Source organism: Pedobacter sp. 01N416 (assembly GCF_056399685.1).
This window is the reverse complement of sequence record NZ_JBFTRT010001043.1, coordinates 1-576: the sequence shown is the minus strand read 5'-3', so window position 1 is coordinate 576 and position 576 is coordinate 1. Positions and strand designations below refer to the sequence as shown.

The window sequence follows — 576 nt, the reverse complement described above, 5'->3', positions numbered from 1 at the left end:
TTAGCAGGCCGTTCAATGATTTCTTTGTTTCTAATCAGCGGAACATTGAAATCTTTAAAATCCGGATTAAAATAATTTTCGAATTCATAATTTTTTATACGATCCATATCATTTGAGTATGGAATTCCAAAATAATAATCGAATCCATTGTCAAGAGGTGTATAAGGCGCTAAATGTCCCAAATGCCATTTACCAATTGCCGCCGTTTGATAAGATGCAGTCTTTAACAATTCGGCTATTGTGGTTTCAGACTCAGGTAACCCTCCCGATGAATTAGGGAATAAAACACGGCGGGTATCGCTTTCCATCCCAATTCTTACGGGAAGCCTTCCCGTTAATAGTGCTGCTCTTGAAGGTGTACAAACATTGGCCGCAACATAATAATTTGTCCATTTTTGGCCTTCAGTGGCTAATCTGTCTAAATTGGGTGTTAAAATTGAAGGGTTTCCAAATGTTCCCAAATCTCCATACCCTAAATCATCGGTAAGAATGATTATAAAATTAGGCTTACTGCTACTTTTTTTCTGGCTGTGTACTAAATTTATTGTCAGTAAAAATGCGCCTATAAAAAAAAAA

At 36.5% G+C, this 576-nt stretch carries 1 protein-coding gene; it reads right to left on the bottom strand.

What is annotated here, in order from left to right; all coding sequences use genetic code 11:
- A partial coding sequence (locus tag AC1DND_RS29140; RefSeq protein ID WP_477586495.1) for a sulfatase-like hydrolase/transferase occupies positions 1-461 on the bottom strand: 461 nt, incomplete at its 3' end.
- Positions 462-576: the final 115 nt, after the last annotated feature.